This window comes from Lactococcus garvieae subsp. garvieae (assembly GCF_029024465.1).
In the GTDB taxonomy this organism is placed as follows: Bacteria; Bacillota; Bacilli; order Lactobacillales; family Streptococcaceae; genus Lactococcus; species Lactococcus garvieae.
In genome coordinates this window covers 144,950-161,481 of sequence record NZ_CP118950.1, presented here as the reverse complement: position 1 = coordinate 161,481, position 16,532 = coordinate 144,950, and the positions used below count along the sequence as shown (strand labels likewise).

Annotated in this window: 25 protein-coding genes; 1 reads left to right on the top strand and 24 read right to left on the bottom strand. The window is 39.3% G+C overall.

The window, feature by feature from the left end; translation table 11 throughout:
• Positions 1–156: 156 nt before the first annotated feature.
• The 19 genes from rfbD to rpsJ all read right to left on the bottom strand — a co-directional run bounded on the left by rfbD (position 157) and on the right by rpsJ (position 11,476).
• Positions 157–1,026, bottom strand: a complete 870-nt coding sequence (rfbD, locus tag PYW30_RS00830) for a dTDP-4-dehydrorhamnose reductase (RefSeq protein WP_042218000.1) — start codon at positions 1,024–1,026, stop codon at positions 157–159.
• Positions 1,023–1,976, bottom strand: coding sequence for an L-lactate dehydrogenase (locus PYW30_RS00825; RefSeq protein WP_014570922.1), 954 nt, complete (start codon positions 1,974–1,976; stop codon positions 1,023–1,025). Before PYW30_RS00825 ends, rfbD begins: the two co-directional genes overlap by 4 nt.
• Before the next feature lie 100 nt (positions 1,977–2,076).
• The gene (locus PYW30_RS00820; protein WP_042218005.1) at positions 2,077–2,478 is read right to left on the bottom strand and encodes an ArsC/Spx/MgsR family protein; all 402 of its coding nucleotides are present in this window, start codon (positions 2,476–2,478) and stop codon (positions 2,077–2,079) included.
• A 380-nt stretch (positions 2,479–2,858) separates the two neighbouring features.
• Positions 2,859–4,463 carry a Na/Pi cotransporter family protein gene (locus tag PYW30_RS00815; RefSeq protein ID WP_042218007.1) on the bottom strand — a complete coding sequence of 535 codons (1,605 nt, stop codon included), beginning with the start codon at positions 4,461–4,463 and terminating at the stop codon, positions 2,859–2,861.
• Between the two features lie 227 nt (positions 4,464–4,690).
• Entirely contained in the window at positions 4,691–4,876 is a 186-nt protein-coding gene (locus PYW30_RS00810) for a type Z 30S ribosomal protein S14 (protein ID WP_003129946.1), read from the bottom strand.
• A 19-nt stretch (positions 4,877–4,895) separates the two neighbouring features.
• Positions 4,896–5,438, bottom strand: coding sequence for a 50S ribosomal protein L5 (gene rplE, locus PYW30_RS00805; protein ID WP_042218009.1), 543 nt, complete (start codon positions 5,436–5,438; stop codon positions 4,896–4,898).
• Positions 5,439–5,457: 19 nt separating this feature from the next.
• Complete coding sequence (rplX, locus tag PYW30_RS00800; protein WP_003133750.1) at positions 5,458–5,763, bottom strand: 50S ribosomal protein L24; 306 nt, start codon at positions 5,761–5,763, stop codon at positions 5,458–5,460.
• 157 nt (positions 5,764–5,920) lie between these two features.
• Entirely contained in the window at positions 5,921–6,289 is a 369-nt protein-coding gene (gene rplN / locus PYW30_RS00795; protein WP_003133749.1) for a 50S ribosomal protein L14, read from the bottom strand.
• A 21-nt stretch (positions 6,290–6,310) separates the two neighbouring features.
• Positions 6,311–6,571: a 30S ribosomal protein S17 gene (gene rpsQ / locus PYW30_RS00790; protein WP_003133748.1), complete on the bottom strand. Its 261-nt coding sequence runs from the start codon at positions 6,569–6,571 to the stop codon at positions 6,311–6,313.
• Positions 6,572–6,589: 18 nt separating this feature from the next.
• On the bottom strand, positions 6,590–6,799 hold the full coding sequence (gene rpmC, locus PYW30_RS00785; protein ID WP_003133747.1) for a 50S ribosomal protein L29: 210 nt from the start codon (positions 6,797–6,799) through the stop codon (positions 6,590–6,592).
• The gene (gene rplP / locus PYW30_RS00780) at positions 6,796–7,212 is read right to left on the bottom strand and encodes a 50S ribosomal protein L16 (RefSeq protein WP_003133745.1); all 417 of its coding nucleotides are present in this window, start codon (positions 7,210–7,212) and stop codon (positions 6,796–6,798) included. The genes rpmC and rplP overlap by 4 nt, the downstream gene beginning before the upstream one ends.
• A gap of 3 nt (positions 7,213–7,215) precedes the next feature.
• Complete coding sequence (gene rpsC, locus PYW30_RS00775; protein WP_003133744.1) at positions 7,216–7,869, bottom strand: 30S ribosomal protein S3; 654 nt, start codon at positions 7,867–7,869, stop codon at positions 7,216–7,218.
• 12 nt (positions 7,870–7,881) lie between these two features.
• Positions 7,882–8,229, bottom strand: a complete 348-nt coding sequence (gene rplV / locus PYW30_RS00770) for a 50S ribosomal protein L22 (RefSeq protein WP_003133743.1) — start codon at positions 8,227–8,229, stop codon at positions 7,882–7,884.
• Between the two features lie 15 nt (positions 8,230–8,244).
• The gene (gene rpsS, locus PYW30_RS00765; protein WP_003133742.1) at positions 8,245–8,523 is read right to left on the bottom strand and encodes a 30S ribosomal protein S19; all 279 of its coding nucleotides are present in this window, start codon (positions 8,521–8,523) and stop codon (positions 8,245–8,247) included.
• 212 nt (positions 8,524–8,735) lie between these two features.
• Entirely contained in the window at positions 8,736–9,569 is an 834-nt protein-coding gene (gene rplB / locus PYW30_RS00760) for a 50S ribosomal protein L2 (RefSeq protein WP_003133741.1), read from the bottom strand.
• A gap of 15 nt (positions 9,570–9,584) precedes the next feature.
• Positions 9,585–9,881 carry a 50S ribosomal protein L23 gene (locus tag PYW30_RS00755; protein WP_003133740.1) on the bottom strand — a complete coding sequence of 99 codons (297 nt, stop codon included), beginning with the start codon at positions 9,879–9,881 and terminating at the stop codon, positions 9,585–9,587.
• Entirely contained in the window at positions 9,881–10,507 is a 627-nt protein-coding gene (gene rplD, locus PYW30_RS00750) for a 50S ribosomal protein L4 (protein ID WP_003133739.1), read from the bottom strand. The genes PYW30_RS00755 and rplD overlap by 1 nt, the downstream gene beginning before the upstream one ends.
• A gap of 22 nt (positions 10,508–10,529) precedes the next feature.
• Positions 10,530–11,153, bottom strand: coding sequence for a 50S ribosomal protein L3 (rplC, locus tag PYW30_RS00745; protein ID WP_003133737.1), 624 nt, complete (start codon positions 11,151–11,153; stop codon positions 10,530–10,532).
• A 14-nt stretch (positions 11,154–11,167) separates the two neighbouring features.
• Positions 11,168–11,476, bottom strand: a complete 309-nt coding sequence (rpsJ, locus tag PYW30_RS00740) for a 30S ribosomal protein S10 (RefSeq protein ID WP_003129973.1) — start codon at positions 11,474–11,476, stop codon at positions 11,168–11,170.
• Between the two features lie 323 nt (positions 11,477–11,799).
• Between rpsJ and mscL the strand changes: the two genes are divergently transcribed.
• Entirely contained in the window at positions 11,800–12,180 is a 381-nt protein-coding gene (mscL, locus tag PYW30_RS00735; protein ID WP_003133736.1) for a large-conductance mechanosensitive channel protein MscL, read from the top strand.
• 39 nt (positions 12,181–12,219) lie between these two features.
• On the opposite strand, the gene PYW30_RS00730 is transcribed toward mscL, so the two are convergent.
• From PYW30_RS00730 to PYW30_RS00710, 5 genes are all read right to left on the bottom strand, one after another.
• Positions 12,220–13,497 (bottom strand): MATE family efflux transporter, encoded by a 1,278-nt coding sequence (locus PYW30_RS00730; protein ID WP_042218015.1) that lies wholly within the window; start codon positions 13,495–13,497, stop codon positions 12,220–12,222.
• 46 nt (positions 13,498–13,543) lie between these two features.
• The gene (gene nusG / locus PYW30_RS00725) at positions 13,544–14,104 is read right to left on the bottom strand and encodes a transcription termination/antitermination protein NusG (protein WP_003133733.1); all 561 of its coding nucleotides are present in this window, start codon (positions 14,102–14,104) and stop codon (positions 13,544–13,546) included.
• Between the two features lie 108 nt (positions 14,105–14,212).
• The gene (secE, locus tag PYW30_RS00720; RefSeq protein ID WP_003133731.1) at positions 14,213–14,410 is read right to left on the bottom strand and encodes a preprotein translocase subunit SecE; all 198 of its coding nucleotides are present in this window, start codon (positions 14,408–14,410) and stop codon (positions 14,213–14,215) included.
• A gap of 5 nt (positions 14,411–14,415) precedes the next feature.
• Positions 14,416–14,565: a 50S ribosomal protein L33 gene (gene rpmG / locus PYW30_RS00715; protein WP_003134525.1), complete on the bottom strand. Its 150-nt coding sequence runs from the start codon at positions 14,563–14,565 to the stop codon at positions 14,416–14,418.
• A gap of 41 nt (positions 14,566–14,606) precedes the next feature.
• On the bottom strand, positions 14,607–16,442 hold the full coding sequence (locus tag PYW30_RS00710) for an acyltransferase family protein (protein ID WP_042218018.1): 1,836 nt from the start codon (positions 16,440–16,442) through the stop codon (positions 14,607–14,609).
• Positions 16,443–16,532 lie beyond the last annotated feature (90 nt).

Here is a 16,532-nt window from a genome sequence, read left to right as displayed (position 1 = left end):
GAGGCGCTGTGTTTTCTTAATAATAAAGATATTTCGACTAAAGAATTATTCTTCTCTCTCTTCAGCTTTTTCTTGAAGAACCGATGTTTTAGAAAAAGAAAATAGTTGAAAAACAAGGAAAGTTAATAAGACACAAATGATAAGAATCTCCATCTTCTATTCCCCATTTTCTTCTAACCCCTGCATGGCATTTAAAGCCTCTTGCCAGGTCGGCACTGAAAAACCAATGGCTTCTGTTTTCTTTAAACTCAATGTGGAGTTGTAAGGGCGTTTTACCTTTGATGAAAGCTCTGCTGTAGCAAGAGGCAAAAGCTTGACTTTTTCTTTACGCAAAATATATTTTGCAAATTCAAACCAAGAAAGATTTTCTGTTTCCGCTTTTGCGTTGGACAGATGATAAATACCATATTCTGGTTTATGTTGCACCAAGTAAATCATGAAATCAGCCAATGTTTTGGTCCAAGTGGGGCAACCAAATTGATCATTGACCACCATGATTACCTGATCTTCTTTATTCTTGGCTTTCTTTTTCATCGTGGAGACAAAATTATTACCGTAGCATCCAAAAAGCCAGCTTGTACGAATGATGTAATGTTTAGTGGTGTTTTCCCGCACAGCATTTTCGCCTAATAGTTTGGTATAACCATAGTGGGTTTGCGGTTGTGGAACAGCGTCTACTTCCCACTCTTTTCCAAGCGCCAAGTCGCCGCTGAAGACATAGTCAGTGGAGACATAGAGTAATAATGCCCCCACCTTCTCAGCAGCTTGTGCGATATTTTCTGTCCCGACAGCATTGACCTGATGAGCTAAATGTCGCTCTTCTTGTTCTGCTTTTTCGACTGCAGTATAGCCTGCGCAAAGATAAATAATTTGTGGCTTATAGCGGGAAAAATACGCATCTACTGCAGCTTTATCGGTGATATCTAACTCTTGTGATCCTGTAGAGAGATAAGGAATTTTTTCTGCCTCAAGTCGTAAGCAAAGTTCCCGTCCCAACAAACCATTTTTTCCTATGATCAGATTCATTCTTGACTTTCTAGTGATTGAATCACTTCACGCAACTGTTTCACGGAGTTTTTAAAAGCTTTCCGTTCATATGCATCAATATTTAATTCGATAATTTCTCTTACACCGGTTTGGTTTACGACTGATGGCACACCAGTAAAGATGCCTTCTTCACCATATTGACCTTCTAAGTATGCCGAAACAGGAAGAACTGCTTGTTCATTATTAAGAATAGCTTTTACTATTCTTGCTGTGCTCATTCCGATACCATAATAAGTCGCCTTTTTGCGGTCAATAATTTCATAAGCAGCATTTTTAACCTTGTCGGATAAAATTTGTAAATCAGCAACTTCTAAGCGGTTATTTTGCACGATAAATTCAAGAATTGGTTTGCCACCAACCGTCGTATGCGACCACACTGCAACTTCTGAATCCCCATGTTCACCAATAATATAACCGTGGATACTTCGAGGATCTATCTCAAGTTTTGTCGCGAGTTCTTTACGAAAACGTGTCGTATCTAGGGTTGTCCCTGTTCCGACAACTCTAGAAGCTGGTAAACCTGAAGCTTTCCAAGCACAGTAAGTCAGAACATCTACAGGGTTAGAAGCAATAACAAAGACGCCGTCAAAGCCAGACTTCATGACCTCGTCCACAATAGATTTCATTATTTTAGCATTTGTATCTACAAGCTCTAAACGTGTTTGTCCTGGTTTTTGATTAATCCCTGCCGTAATAACAACCACATTTGCATCTTTACATTCTTCATAGCCGCCTGATTTGACATTTACATTTTCTTGACCCCAAGCGATGCCGTCAAGGAGGTCTAGAGCTTCACCCTCAGCTTTTTCTTGATTCACATCAATCAGCACAAGGTCATTAACAATCCCTTGATTAATCATAGAGTAAGCAATGCTTGTTCCGACAAATCCTGTTCCGACAACGACTACTTTTCTATTTGTTACTTGCATATTTACACTTCCTTCTCTATTATTTCTCTATCTCTATATTAATCCATCATTCGACATTTGTAAAATGAATTAATTTAATGATAGATATTAAATTATTTAATTAATTTTGGCGTTTGTACTGATGTAGAAAAATACTGCTCATCCGATAATACCGTGGCGCAAACTGCCGAATGTTTTCGGAATGATAGCCCACTAAAAATTTATTATGATCAACAATCAAGGGTGTCTGTAAGAGTTCCGCATTTTCACTGAGATAAACGACTGCCTCATTAAAATGCATCTGTTGGAGACGAAGAATTTTTCGGTACAAATCTTCTGTGCAACGTTTCGTAGACTTCACTATGTCATCAATACCATTTTCGGTTAATCGAAGCATGTATGACAAGTCTTCACTGCTCACACAATCTATCGAACATTTTCGATAAGGAATGCGGTGGTCATTCAGCCAATTTATTGCCTTTCTACTGGATAAACAAGAGTTGCGATAGTAGATAGTAATCATTTTTTCTCCTTGGTTATGTCTGTCATATTTCTATAAATAGTGTAGAGTTTTACTTTGGATTTGTAAAATAAATCTATTTAATTAGAAAGATTATTAAATGTAATCAAATCACCAAAATATTAATTAATATATTTAATTACAACTATCAAAAAGATTTATTTTACCTATTCATAACTTTATAGTATACTAAAAGCGTAGTTAATCACTCCATCATGTTGAAGACACCTTGAAAAGTTCTCTGATCCTCAGAGACCCTTACCCAAAAAAATTTATGACAAAAAACAATTACAATTCTCTTTTCAATCTGTTAAAACTTGATTTTAGAGCAGTACTTTTCGTACTGCTTTTTTTTATAAAAAAAAAGGAATAAATTCCTTTTATTACACTTTATAATTCAATACTTCTGCGATATGGATGATATCCGTACTTATTTTTCGTAAATTGTTAAGAATCCGAATGTCTTCAAAATCTGCTCGCAGCAAATCTCTATTAACTTGAGTAAGGTTAAAAATTTCCCGCTCTAACTTTTTAACCTCATCATATAGTAGACGCTTTTCTTCCTCATATTTTTTATCTTTAAAGAATATAAAAACTTGATCTAACATCCTCTCTATTAGTGGGACGATAGACTCCATGACCAGCTGAATGGCCAATTCATTTTTTTCCTTATCTACTTCTTCCTCCGAGTAATCGTAGCCATCCAGTGTCAAGACAATCTCTTTTGTATAAACCTCAATCTGGGCCAGATAATTAATAATTTTATATGCTCTTCCCACAGAAATAGCATATTTATCCTTAAGCTCAACTGTATTCAGATTGACAAGTGCCCGATTAATCTCCTGAACCAAGTAGTTGATCAACGTTTCGTTCGTAAGACCCGTACTTCTTTTTTCTCCGCGTTGAACATTCATTCCTTCGACAAAATCCTCTTGTATAAGCTCAAATGTGCGTTGAATTTCTTTAAGGATATGCTCAACTTCAATTTCTGGTGTGCGGAGTAACCTGCGGTCAATAAATTTTAATTTCAGGTGTGTTGTATCATCTGGTGCATTTCTAACACTCTTTTCTGCCAGCTGAATAATGAACTTCGAGAGGGGCAACAAAATAAAAAGTGTTGCGACATTAAAAATAATATGTGCATAAACGAGTTGCAGCGCAATGTTTTCAGAAGTCTTTTGAATAAGACTGACAAAGCCGAAAGGTAAAATCGTCAAAGCAGTGAAAAGGAGCGCTCCAATAATATTAAACCAAACATGGACCATCGCAGCCTGCTTGGCTGTTTTATTTCCACGAAGTGCTGCGAGAAGGGTGGTTACAACAGTCCCCACATTAAACCCATACAGAATAAATATGGCTTGATGTAAATCAACTACAATACCCGCAGCAACCATCGTCAGCAAAATCCCTACTGATGCAGTTGAACTTTGAATCAAAGCAGTAACAGCAAAGCCCACCAATAAACCCACGAGAGGCATTTGCGTATGCGTAAACAGTTCCGCCATGAGAGGTGCTTCTCTTAAAGGGATCATTAAAGCACTCATCAGATTGAGTCCTAAAAACAAGAGCCCAAACCCTAACAAGATCATCCCCATATGATTGAAAGCCTTACGTTTCATAAACAGTGTGGCAATTGTGCCTACAAAGATAACAAAGGGAACAATATCTTGAATATTAAATGTAAATAAAATCCCTGTTAAGGTGGTACCGGCATTGGCCCCCATAATAATTCCTGCAGCTTGGCTCAAATTCCTCAATGATGAATCAATAAACCCTAAAACCATAACCGTTGTTGCTGTAGAACTTTGAATGACCGCGGTGATAATAAAACCTAAAAAAGCGCCGAGCCATTTATTGCGTGTCAAACGTTTTAAGATTTTTTTTAATTGAGAACCGGCAATCAAGCTTAAACCATCACTCATCAAGCTCATACCGTATAAGAAAAGGCCCAACCCGCCCAATAAGAAAAAGATGTCGTAGATGGTCATCACAAAGTCTCCAATTTGCATCATGCTTTTATTTATTTTTTACTTTATTTAAGTATATCTTATTTTAATTCCATTAAAAAATAATATTGTAATAAAAATATATTTGAAAACAAAAAAAACTTCCTCAAATGAGAAAGTGTTTTTATCTGTTAGAACCACAATCCCCCGTGGAGATTGCATGGGCAATAAGCTAAGCTTCTGAAATGCCCTTTTATATCAATTTCAAATTACCAAGATGCTTTCTTAACGCCTGGAAGTTGACCTTTGTAAGCCAACTCACGAAGACAGATACGGCAAAGTTTAAATTTGCGGTAAACTGAATGTGGGCGTCCGCAGCGTTCGCAACGAGTGTAGGCTTGCGTTGAGAATTTTGCAGGGCGTTGGTTTTTAACAACCATAGATTTCTTAGCCATTAGTTATTCTCCTATCCTATTATTTAGCAAACGGCATGCCAAGTTTAGCAAGCAATTCATGTGATTCTTCGTCAGTGTTCGCAGTTGTTACGATAACAACATCCAAACCACGTACTTTATCAACATCATCGTATGAGATTTCTGGGAAGATCAATTGTTCTTTCACACCAAGTGTGTAGTTTCCGCGTCCATCAAACGATTTGTTTGATACACCGTGGAAGTCACGTACACGTGGAAGAGAAACAGTTACGAGTTTATCCAAAAATTCGTACATGCGTTCGCCACGAAGAGTTACTTTCGCACCGATAGCTTGACCTTCACGAAGACGGAAAGCCGCGATTGATTTTTTAGCTTTAGTAATCAACGGTTTTTGACCAGAGATCAAAGCCAATTCAGCAACGGCTTTGTCAAGGTTTTTAGAGTTGCTTACTGCATCCCCAACACCCATGTTAAGCACGATTTTTTCAACTTTTGGCACTGCCATGATTGAAGTGTAACCGAATTTTTCAGTCAATGCTGGTACTACTTCGTTAGAGTATTTTTCTTTTAAACGATTAGTCATATTCTTTCTCCTTCCCGTCTTAGTCTAGGACTTCGCCTGATTTTTTGTTGAAACGAACTTTTTTGCCGTCAACTTCTTTATAACCAACACGACCAGCTACACCGTTTTTGTCGAGCACTTGTACGTTAGAAACGTGGATAGGTGCTTCGATTTCAAGGATAGCGCCGTTTGGATTAACAGCGTCTGGTTTTTGGTGTTTCTTCATGATAGCAACACCTTCAACGATGACTTTGTTCATTTTTGGTAAAGCTTTGATTACTTTACCTGTTGTACCGCGGTCTTTACCTGCGATAACTTTTACAGTATCTCCAGTTTTTACAAACATTTGATATTCCTTTCTTACGCCCTCTGGGCACCCTACATGTAGGGGACTATTTCTATCTATGATAGAAGTGGATTTATAAATGTGGAATAAAATTCCTTTTGTTGATTTTGACATCAATAGCGGGATGTTCTCCCGCTATTTCGACATCCTCTAAATATTAGAGAACCTCAGGTGCCAAAGAAACAATCTTCATGTAACCAGCTTCGCGAAGTTCACGAGCTACTGGGCCAAAGATACGTGTTCCTTTAGGTGTTTTATCGTCACGGATAATAACTGCTGCGTTTTCGTCAAATTTGATGTAAGATCCATCAGGACGTTTAGCACCAGATTTAGTACGAACGATAACAGCTTTAACAACTTCACCTTTTTTAACAGCTCCACCAGGGGCAGCTGATTTTACTGTAGCTACGATAACATCACCAATACCAGCGAATTTACGGCTTGAACCACCGAGTACACGGATAGTCAAGATTTCTTTGGCACCAGAGTTATCTGCAACTTTCAAACGGCTTTCTGTTTGAATCATGCTTTTTTCCTCCTAGTTAGCTTAGATAATTACAGCTTCTTCAACGATTTCGATCAAGCGGAAACGTTTGTCTTTTGAAAGAGGACGAGTTTCCATGATACGTACGATATCACCAGTTTTGGCAGTATTGTTTTCGTCATGAGCTTTGTATTTTTTAGAGTAGTTAATGCGTTTACCATAGACTGGGTGGTTACGTTTAGTTTCTACGACAACTGTGATAGTTTTATCCATTTTGTCTGAAACCACGCGGCCTTGATAAACTTTACGTTGATTACGTTCCATTTATGTATTTCTCCCGATCTATTTAGTCAATTCGCGTTGCACAGTTTTAACACGTGCAATTGTTTTCTTCACTTCGTCAAGTTTCGCTGTGTTTTCGAGACGACCAGCTGCAGCTTGGAAACGAAGTTCAAACAATTCTTTTTTCAATTCAGCTTCGCGTGTAGCCAATTCGTCGATTGACAAAGCGCGGAGATCCTTGAGAAGTGATTTTGTTTCGTTCAATTTCATTCTGCGTCACCTCGTTTTACAAATTTAGTCTTGACTGGAAGTTTGTGAGATGCAAGACGCAAAGCTTCACGTGCTACTTCTTCACTTACACCAGCAATTTCAAACATGATTTTACCACGTTTAACTGGTGATACCCAACCTTCAGGAGCACCTTTCCCTGAACCCATACGCACACCAATAGCTTTGGCTGTGTAAGATTTATGAGGGAAGATTTTAATCCAAACTTGACCGTTACGTTTCATGTAACGAGTCATAGCAATACGGGCTGCTTCGATTTGACGGTTAGTGATCCAGTGAGAAGTAGTCGCTTGAAGACCAAATTCACCGAATGCGATTTCTTTACCGCCTTTAGCTTCGCCACGCATTTTACCGCGGAATTCACGACGGTGTTTTACACGTTTTGGTACTAACATGGATTAATTTTCTCCTTTCACAGATTTTTTAGTTGGGAGAACTTCACCACGGTAGATCCAAACTTTAACGCCGAGTTTACCGTAAGTAGTGTCTGCTTCTTCCCAAGCATAGTCGATATCCGCACGCAATGTGTGGAGTGGAACTGTACCTTCAGAGTATCCTTCTGCACGGGCGATGTCCGCACCGTTCAAACGACCAGATACTTGAGTTTTGATACCTTTAGCTCCTGCACGCATAGCACGTTGGATAGCTTGTTTTTGAGCACGACGGAAAGCGATACGTGCTTCAAGTTGTTTAGCAATTCCTTCACCAACTAAGTGAGCATCCAAGTCAGGACGTTTGATCTCAACGATGTTGATGTGAACTTGTTTACCAGTGAGTTTGTTGAGATCTGCACGAAGTGCATCAACGTTAGCACCAGATTTACCGATAACCATACCTGGTTTTGCAGTGTGCAAAGTAACGATAACTTTGTTTACAGCACGTTCTGTTTCAATAAGTGAAACTGAAGCATCAGCAAGTTTTGTTTGAACGAGTTGGCGAATTGCCAAATCTTCGTGAAGGTAATCCGCATATTCTTTCTCAGCATACCATTTGGCATCCCAGTCGCGAATAACGCCAACACGCATACCAATTGGATGAATTTTTTGACCCACGATTTTACCTCCTTATTCTTTCTCAGCCACTACTACTGTAATGTGGCTAGTACGTTTGTTGATTGGTGAAGCTGAACCTTTCGCACGTGGACGGAAACGTTTCATTGTTGGTCCTTCGTTGACGAAAGTTTCGCTAACTACCAAGTTAGCTTTTTCAAGACCAAAGTTGTTTTCTGCATTAGCGATAGCTGAGTTCATTACTTTAAGAACTTCTGCAGCACCTTTAGTCGGTGTGAATTTCAAGATTGCGATTGCATCCGCAACACGTTTACCACGAATCAAGTCTGTAACAAGACGAGTTTTACGAGGTGAAACGCGAACTGTTTTTGCAGTTGCTTTAGCTGAAGTGATTTCTGCCATTTTGTTCTCCTCCTATTAACGTCTAGTTTTCTTGTCGTCAGCAGCGTGACCACGGTAAGTACGAGTTGGTGCAAATTCACCTAATTTGTGTCCAACCATATCTTCTTGAACATAAACGGGAACGTGTTTGCGACCATCGTAAACAGCAATTGTAAGTCCTACAAAGTTAGGGTAGATTGTAGAACGGCGTGACCAAGTTTTGATCACTGATTTCTTTTCGGCGTTTTCTTGAGCTTCGACTTTTTTCATCAAATGCTCGTCAGCGAAAGGCCCCTTCTTAAGACTACGACTCATGTTTTTGAGTTCTCCTTTAAATTTGATACCACGCTGGCTACTAGGGCCAGGTTGGCGGATGATTTATATAGACATCTTCTCGACATCTTACTAAAGTTGACAAGCTTTATCAATTTTAGCAAGACGCCGAGAAGGCATCTCAATAAAATATCTTACACATAGCGTTAAGTTTTATTTTTTAATAAAAGTAAAACTTAGCTTATGCTGCAAAATTATTTATCGTTGATACGTTTAACAATAAGTTTGTTAGAACGTGCGTTTTTGTTACGTGTTTTGAGACCAAGAGCTGGTTTGCCCCATGGAGTCATTGGTGATTTACGACCAACAGGTTGTTTACCTTCACCACCACCGTGTGGGTGATCATTCGGGTTCATTACAGAACCACGAACAGTTGGACGGATACCACGCCAACGTGTACGACCCGCTTTACCGTAGTTGATCAAGTTGTGTTGTTCGTTACCAACTGTACCAACTGTAGCACGACAAGTTGAAAGAATCATACGCATTTCGCCTGATTGAAGACGAACAAGTGTATATTTACCTTCTGTACCAAGTACTTGTGCAGATGTACCAGCTGAACGTACGAGTTGTCCACCTTTACCAGGTTTCATCTCGATGTTGTGGATCAAAGTACCAACTGGAATGTTAGCAAGTGGCAATGCGTTACCAACTTTGATATCTGATTCAGGACCAGAAACAACTGTCATACCAACTTCAAGACCTTTAGGTGCAAGGATGTATGATTTGATACCATTTTCGTATACGATAAGGGCGATATTAGCTGAACGGTTTGGATCGTATTCGATTGTAGCAACTTTAGCTTTTACGTTATCAGTTGTACGTTTGAAGTCGATCAAACGGTATTTACGTTTGTGTCCGCCACCGTGGTGACGTACTGTAATGCGGCCAAGGTTGTTACGACCAGCAGTTTTGCTAAGACTTACAAGCAAGCTCTTTTCAGGAGTACTTGTAGTGATTTCTGCAAAATCGCTACCAGTCATGTTACGACGACCGTTTGTGGTAGGTTTGTAAACTTTAATTCCCACGATTTTCCTCCTCTATTATTCTGCGTCTTCGCCGAAGATATCAATAGATTTTGAACCTTCAGTCAAAGTGATAATTGCTTTTTTGTAGCCAGGTTTGAAACCTGTGTATTTACCAACGCGTTTAGCTTTAGGCTTAACGCTGATTGTGTTTACAGATGCAACTTGAACACCTTCAAATGCTGCTTCAACAGCTTGTTTGATAAGGAGTTTGTGTGCGCGAGCATCTACTTCAAAAGTGTATTTCTTTTGATCCATTGCTTGCATAGAAGCTTCTGTAATAATTGGTTTACGGATTACGTCATAAAGAGACATTATGCAAGAACCTCCTCAATTTGAGACAGAGCTGCTTGAGTAGCAAGAACTTTGTCAGTGTTTACAAGATCAAGTACGCTCACTGAGCTAGCAGTTGATACTTTCACGTTTTTAAGGTTACGAGCAGAGAGTTCTGCGAATTCGTTACCTTCGTTAGGAAGAACAACAAGCACTTTACGTTCGATTGAAAGAGCTTCAAGAACTTTAGCGAATTCGCTAGTTTTTGGTGCTGAGAAGTTCAACTCATCAACAGCCAAGAGTGTGTTGTCGATAACTTTTTGTGAGTAAGCTGATTTAAGAGCCAACTGACGTACTTTTTGTGGAAGTTTGTAAGCATAGCTACGTGGGTTAGGACCGAAGACAGTACCACCACCACGGAATTGTGGTGAGCGGATTGAACCTTGACGGGCACGTCCAGTTCCTTTTTGACGCCATGGTTTCTTACCGCCACCAGATACGAGTGAACGGTTTTTATGAGCGTGTGTACCTTGACGGAGGCTAGCACGTTGTGAAAGAACGACATCAAATACTACAGTTTCGTTTGGTTCAATACCAAATACTGCATCGTTAAGTGTTACTTCACCAGCTTGTGTGCCGTCTTGTTTAAATAATGATACTTTTGCCATTATAATCTATCTCCTTTCCTTATTATTTAGATTTGATCGCTGATTTAATAACGATCAATGATTTTTTAGATCCAGGTACGTTACCTTTTACAAGGATAACGTTTTGTTCTGGAAGTACTTGAGCGATAACAAGGTTTTGTACAGTAACTTTTTTGTTACCCATACGTCCAGCAAGGCGTTTACCTTTAGGAACTTTGTTAGCCGCAACAGGACCCATTGAACCAGGACGACGGTGGTAACGTGAACCGTGAGCCATTGGCCCGCGTGATTGTCCCCAACGTTTGATTGGTCCTTGGAAACCTTTACCTTTAGAAGTACCGGTAACATCAACGACATCTCCAGCTTCGAAAGTATCAACTTTAATTTCTGATCCAACTTCTAAGCCTTCGATTCCTTTGAATTCACGAATGAAGCGCTTAGGAGCTGTGTTAGCTTTAGCTACATGACCTTTGGCAGGTTTGTTAGACAAAACTTCACGTTTGTCATCGAAACCAACTTGAACAGCTTCATAACCGTCTGTATCGACAGTTTTTGTTTGAAGCACAACGTTCGGAGTTGCTTCGATCACAGTTACGGGGATTAATTCACCGTTGTCTGTGAAGATTTGAGTCATTCCCACTTTTTTCCCTAAGATTCCTTTTGACATGAGAATTACCTTTCTTATAATTTAATTTCGATGTTTACGCCACTTGGAAGATCAAGTTTCATCAATGAATCAACAGTTTTTTGTGTTGGTTCGATGATATCGATCAAACGTTTGTGTGTACGCATTTCAAATTGTTCGCGAGAGTCTTTGTATTTGTGAGTCGCGCGGATAACTGTGTAGACGCTACGGTCAGTTGGAAGTGGGATTGGACCACTTACTTCTGCGTTTGTACGTTTTGCAGTTTCTACAATTTTTTCAGCAGCAGCGTCAAGGATACGGTGTTCGTATGCTTTGAGGCGGATACGGATTTTTTTAGTTGCCATTTTTTCTCCTTCGTCTATTTGTTAATAGGCTAGCTCAGCGGGAAAACCGACACTGAAGTATGGCAATACTTTCGGGTGTGTCGCAACCTCTCGCTTCGTCGCTAATACTGTAATTTTTACAGCACCTATCTATTCTATCAAAGCGACTTTGTCTTGTCAAGGGTGTAATCCACTTTTATTTAATTTATTTTGCCGCACTAAAATATTTCTTTACTACTTCCCTTCCCTTTATTCCACCAATATTTTGCGACAGAATAATTCACATGCTTTTAGAAATACTATATAATAGTAATAAATACATATTAATTTATATAGGAGAACTTATGATTAAAGAATTCAAAGAATTTATTTTACGTGGAAATGTCTTAGACTTGGCAGTTGGTGTTATCATTGGTGCCGCTTTTACGGCTATTGTCACTTCTTTGGTAAATAATCTTATCAACCCGCTTATCGGTCTTTTTGTTCAAGATGGCGCTTTGACTCAAATGACAGTTAAGGTTGCGGGCGCAACTTTTGCTTACGGTGCTTTCTTAAATGACGTCTTAAACTTCTTGATTACAGCCTTTGTCATTTTCATTCTTATAAAAGCCATCAATAAACTTTTCCCTAAGAAAGAAGAGCAAGAGGAAATTGTTTCTAACGATGAATTAGATACTCTGCGTGAAATCCGTGACCTTTTGAAAGAAAAAGAACTTACAAAATAAGATTACACATTAAAAACCTCTATATATAAATAGAGGTTTTTAATGTGTAAGAAATGCTCTAACTTTCCTATCAAAATTGAATTTTAAAAAGACAAAGCGGAAAAAATTATCTGCAAGTACAGCAAACCAGATACCTTCTAATCCAAAAGTAAATGTTTGACTTAGGATATAACCGAGACCCACACGTATAAGAAGCATACCGATAATTGTTGTATATAAAGGGAGTTTTGCATTGCCTATCCCTTGAAAAGCTGCCGTATAAGTGGTCGTTCCGGTGACAAAAAAAGTTGCCAAAAAAGAAAAAAGGATAACAGTGTTACTTGAAGCTATAGCGACAGTGTCTGTCGTAAAAAGATTGCTTAATGATGTAGAAACTAAGACAAGAAGCAAACCAATGCTCAACATCATCCCTGTCGCCAGCCAGTAGGTTCTTTTAATATAGGATTGAATCGCTCCATAGTTATCTTGACCAAACTCTTGAGCCACCAAGATAACTGTTACAGTAGCTAAACCGAATGCCGGCATATAGTTGAATTGAGTTATACTTTCCCCAATCGCATTTCCTGCAAAGACCCGATTCCCAAGAGAAATGATGAGCACCATGATGACCAAATCTCCTAGACGCATCGCCAAACGTTCACCAGCGGCCGGAATTGTCAAAAAGATCAATTCTCTACTGATTTTTTCTGAAAAAATGTTTTTCGTAGGTTGTAAATCCTTATCTTTGAGCTTTTTCCAGAGATACAGAAGCGCTACGACCCTTGAAAAGATTGCTCCTAAGGCAGCCCCCACGATTCCCAGGTGAAAAACAAATATCAAAAGGGCTGAGAGAACGATATTTAAAATATTGGCAAAGAGACTCGCATACATGGGTGTGCGACTGTCTCCATTTGCTCTGATAATGGCGCCAAAACTGGTCATTAGGGCCAGAAAAATAATGGTCCCTCCAACCAACAGGAGGTACTCTTGACCTAAAGTCGCTACTTCCCCACGGCCGCCAAAAAAGTGCACGAGAGGGCGTGCAAAAAGAGCCGTAAGAATCCCAATAGCCCCTCCCAGTAATACGGTGAGTTTTACTCCTGCATTTACCATTTGTTTAGACATTTCACGTGCGAGAAAACTTGATAAAATCGTCCCTAAAGCGATGAAAACAGCCTGATAAACGGTAATAATATTGTTGGCTAGTGATACGCCTGCTACAGCTGTAAGTCCAATTCGGGTGACTAAAAAGGTATCACTGATCCCCACCAGTATTTGCAGGAAGTTCTCAACTACAGCTGGGAGCGCAAATTTTAATATTTCTTTTGTAGATTTCATATCCCTAATAAATAAGAGCGCACCCTTAACGATACGCTCTTATTTTTTATCCTTCAACTTCTTCGATTTGGTGTAAATCAAGTTCTACTGGTGTTTCACGACCAAACATATCAACCATAACTTTAATCTTATCGTCGCCTAGAACTTCTGTGATTGGTGCTTCAAATCCTGAGAAGGCGCCGTCAATGATACGTACACGTTTACCCACAAAGATATCAAAATCAATTTCACGTACGACTTTACCCATACCGATAAGGATTTCTTGAATTTCTTCTTCAAAAAGGGGTGTTGGTTTTGAACGGTTACCGTGTGAGCCGACGAAACCTGTAACGTTCGGTGTATTACGAACGATAAACCAGGCTTCATCTGTCATGTTCATTTCTACCAAAACATAACCTGGGAAGAGATTTTCTTCAACATCTTTCATCTTACCGTTCACTTCTGAGCGAACTGTTTCTGTCGGAATTTCAACACGAAGAATTTTATCTGCCATGTTGTAAAGTTCTGCACGTTCAAGCAAATCTTCTTTTACTTTTTTCTCGTAACCAGAATAAGTTTGGATAACAAACCAACCTTGGTCAAAACTTGTTAATGTACTTTCGTCCATTGGAGTACCTCTTTATTGTTTTATATTTTTTTAGTTTCAAATTTATGAGTTCATGATCTGAACGGATTGTATAAGAAAAAGGCTTTCGCCTCTTCTTTCATTATATCACTAATTACGTACAAATGGAAGCAGATGCTGTACAGCACTTGTGATACCATTTTGTGTTACCCAGTCAAAGATCATCAAAAAGATGAGGAAGAAAACTGTATATTCAATAACCATGAAAAAATCAATGACAGACTGCTTACGTGTCGGCCACGTTGTTAACTTCATTTCTTTGACAACACTTCCAATAAATTTAAACATTTGACTTATCTCGTTTCCTTATGCAAAGTATGTTTGCCACAGCGTGAGCAAAACTTCTTGACTTCTATGCGTTTTTCTTTTGCTGTACCCGACAGTTGAAGAGAATAATTTCTCGAACCGCACACCGTACAGGCCAATCCTGCTTTTTTTAACATGCTATTATTTTAGCAGAACTAAGAGAAAAATACAAATCTCTCTATTTTTTTGTCATATTTTCTAAGACAAGGCGTGTGTAATTAATTGCCCCTTGGTCCTTCGGATGGATAGCATCACTATAGAACCATGAGCTTTGATTTTCTGATAAGCCATGCCAATCAATGATCGTCAAGTTGGGATACTTCTTAGCCATTGCTTCTAATTGTTCATTGTTATTGGTTTCCCACGGCCGTGGCATTTGATTATTAATCCAGAAGACAGGTTTATCACCAATTTCTTCCATAATCTTTGCCACGTAATTTGTGTCGCCAACGGTCAGTGTACCGTTGGTACCGAGGCCAATCAAGACAGCATCTGCTTTTTTAACTGCTTCTTTATTCTCAGCTAAGATTGTTGCACCACCATCTACCTGCTCACCAACAACAGCTTTTATCGTCATTCTTGGGAAGGCTTCCTGCAGGTTGGTTGACCCCGCAACCATCACAGAATCACCAACCGCAAAGATTTGCATCTTGCTTGCTCTTTCAGCAACCACCGGATCAACGCCATATTTTTCAGCAATAGTTTTCAGTGGCGTGCTGACACGGGCATTGGCAGCTTTTAAATTTGCAGCTTCAAGTGCTTTTTGTTGCTCCATAATTCGAGCTTCTAACACCTGTTGATCATGTGGTGATTTCGGTGAAGTCAGAATCATAACGAGTGAAACAAGCACTAAAACGGACACTAGGATGACGCGGACTGGTAAGGCGCGCCATTTTTCCTGCTTAACTTGCTCAACTTTTGTCATCAACCAAGGCCATAAGTTACTGTAATCATAAGCCACGAGCGGACGCTCAATAAAGCGATAGGAAAACTCAGATAAAGCGAAAATCAAGGCCAACTGCCAAATGACATTGTACCAACTTGTCGGATGAACGACTTTAGCAGCAACCAAAGCAAAGACCGGCAATTGCCAAAGGTAGATTCCATATGAACGTGAGCCAATATAATCAAAAAGTTTATTTGAAAATATTTTATTTGCTTTCAAGCCCGGGTGGACCACTAAAAGGATTAATAGCATCGTCAAGAGGCTGACAAACCAAAGACCACCATAGTAAGTCACTGGACTTTGTGCCGGCATAAACACATATAAAATTAAAGTCAATGCAAGAACGCCCCATAAAAGGTTACGCCCAAAAGTTTGCCCTTTTTTGTTCAACTTGGCAGGCATTTTATTCATTGGCCAAATGAAAGCCATACTTGCTCCCATCAAGAGACTAAAGATACGGGTATCTGTTCCATAGTATACACGTGTTGGATCTTGCCCAACCTTATACTGAGCAATCATCAAAATCAATGAGAGAATGGCTAAAAAGTTTGTCAGAAGGAAACTGTGCTTCTTACTCCGAATGACCTTCACTAAAAAGATCATAATGAGTGGCCAGAAAATGAAAAATTGTCCTTCAATCGCCAGATAATAGATATGCTTAAAAGGTGATTCTCCTGCAGCATCAGCAAAGTAAGATGAGCCCTGCTGAATTTGCCACCAGTTTTGCACCATAAAAATACTTGAGAGGAAGTTTGACCTGAGTCCCTTCATCTGATTTTGTTGAAAGAAAAACAAATAAGGCGAGACAATCAAGAACACAGCCAAGAGCATGGGGTAAATACGTTTGGCTCTTTTCCCCCAAAACTTAAGTGGTCTTATCTTTTTAGTTGAGCTGTACTCTCGAAGTAGTGAATCCGTGACTAAGTAGCCGGACAGCACAAAGAAGAGAACGACGCCCAAAAATCCACCTTGGATTTTCTGGGGATAAAGATGATACAAAATGACAGCAAGAACCCCGAGGGTACGTAAGCCATTAAAACCTGTTACGTAGCGTTTTTTTGCTTCCAAAACTGTCCTCCTTCTAAAAAGTAAGCTTCACTTTTATTATTCTCTTTTTTATATTTTTATTCCAATAAATTTTTACATCTATTTGCAAGA

Coding starts and splice junctions, on each gene's coding strand:
- rpsQ (WP_003133748.1), bottom strand. CDS start 6,571: ATGGAACGTAATCAACGTAAAGTTTATCAAGGCCGCGTGGTTTCAGAC.
- rplE (WP_042218009.1), bottom strand. CDS start 5,438: ATGACTAATCGTTTAAAAGAAAAATACTCTAACGAAGTAGTACCAGCA.
- PYW30_RS00815 (WP_042218007.1), bottom strand. CDS start 4,463: ATGACCATCTACGACATCTTTTTCTTATTGGGCGGGTTGGGCCTTTTC.
- rplX (WP_003133750.1), bottom strand. CDS start 5,763: ATGTTTGTAAAAACTGGAGATACTGTAAAAGTTATCGCAGGTAAAGAC.
- PYW30_RS00825 (WP_014570922.1), bottom strand. CDS start 1,976: ATGCAAGTAACAAATAGAAAAGTAGTCGTTGTCGGAACAGGATTTGTC.
- rplC (WP_003133737.1), bottom strand. CDS start 11,153: ATGTCAAAAGGAATCTTAGGGAAAAAAGTGGGAATGACTCAAATCTTC.
- rpsJ (WP_003129973.1), bottom strand. CDS start 11,476: ATGGCAACTAAAAAAATCCGTATCCGCCTCAAAGCATACGAACACCGT.
- rpsS (WP_003133742.1), bottom strand. CDS start 8,523: ATGAGTCGTAGTCTTAAGAAGGGGCCTTTCGCTGACGAGCATTTGATG.
- rfbD (WP_042218000.1), bottom strand. CDS start 1,026: ATGAATCTGATCATAGGAAAAAATGGTTTGTTGGGACGGGAACTTTGC.
- mscL (WP_003133736.1), top strand. CDS start 11,800: ATGATTAAAGAATTCAAAGAATTTATTTTACGTGGAAATGTCTTAGAC.
- rplV (WP_003133743.1), bottom strand. CDS start 8,229: ATGGCAGAAATCACTTCAGCTAAAGCAACTGCAAAAACAGTTCGCGTT.
- PYW30_RS00755 (WP_003133740.1), bottom strand. CDS start 9,881: ATGTCTCTTTATGACGTAATCCGTAAACCAATTATTACAGAAGCTTCT.
- PYW30_RS00810 (WP_003129946.1), bottom strand. CDS start 4,876: ATGGCTAAGAAATCTATGGTTGTTAAAAACCAACGCCCTGCAAAATTC.
- rplP (WP_003133745.1), bottom strand. CDS start 7,212: ATGTTAGTACCAAAACGTGTAAAACACCGTCGTGAATTCCGCGGTAAA.
- rplN (WP_003133749.1), bottom strand. CDS start 6,289: ATGATTCAAACAGAAAGCCGTTTGAAAGTTGCAGATAACTCTGGTGCC.
- rpmC (WP_003133747.1), bottom strand. CDS start 6,799: ATGAAATTGAACGAAACAAAATCACTTCTCAAGGATCTCCGCGCTTTG.
- rpmG (WP_003134525.1), bottom strand. CDS start 14,565: ATGTTAAAAAAAGCAGGATTGGCCTGTACGGTGTGCGGTTCGAGAAAT.
- PYW30_RS00820 (WP_042218005.1), bottom strand. CDS start 2,478: ATGATTACTATCTACTATCGCAACTCTTGTTTATCCAGTAGAAAGGCA.
- secE (WP_003133731.1), bottom strand. CDS start 14,410: ATGTTTAAATTTATTGGAAGTGTTGTCAAAGAAATGAAGTTAACAACG.
- rplD (WP_003133739.1), bottom strand. CDS start 10,507: ATGGCAAAAGTATCATTATTTAAACAAGACGGCACACAAGCTGGTGAA.
- nusG (WP_003133733.1), bottom strand. CDS start 14,104: ATGGACGAAAGTACATTAACAAGTTTTGACCAAGGTTGGTTTGTTATC.
- PYW30_RS00730 (WP_042218015.1), bottom strand. CDS start 13,497: ATGAAATCTACAAAAGAAATATTAAAATTTGCGCTCCCAGCTGTAGTT.